Here is a 409-nt window from a genome sequence, read left to right as displayed (position 1 = left end):
GATGCCGCAGCGGGCAGCGGTCTGACCGGTGGTACTGGGTTTGCTGGCGGCGCCGGCGGTTCTGGCGGTGCCGGCGGCGACTCCGGCGTGGGCGGCACCAACGGCTCCGGCGGCGCCGGCGGCGTGGGCGGCAAGGGCGGCACTGGCGGTGCTGGCGGTTCGGGTGCGGACAGCACCACCGGCGTGGGTGCCACCGGCGGCGACGGTGGCCAAGGCGGCGCGGCCGGCGCCGGCGGTGGTGGCGGCGGAACTGGTAGCGGTGGCACCGGCGGCAGCACTGGCGCCACCGGCAAGGCCGGCACCGGCGGCACCGGTGGTCAAGGTGGCGACGGCGGTACCGGCGCAAACGGCACCGATGCCGCCGCGGGCAGCGGTTTGACCGGTGGTACTGGGTTTGCTGGCGGCGCCG

The 409-nt window shown here is 77.8% G+C and carries 1 protein-coding gene; it reads left to right on the top strand.

Annotated features, from left to right (window positions below):
• A partial coding sequence (locus BST12_RS29595) for a hypothetical protein (protein ID WP_211281430.1) occupies positions 1-409 on the top strand: 409 nt, incomplete at both ends.

This window comes from Mycobacterium angelicum (assembly GCF_002086155.1).
Lineage (GTDB): Bacteria > Actinomycetota > Actinomycetes > Mycobacteriales > Mycobacteriaceae > Mycobacterium > Mycobacterium angelicum.
This window is presented reverse-complemented; position numbering and strand designations above follow the sequence as displayed.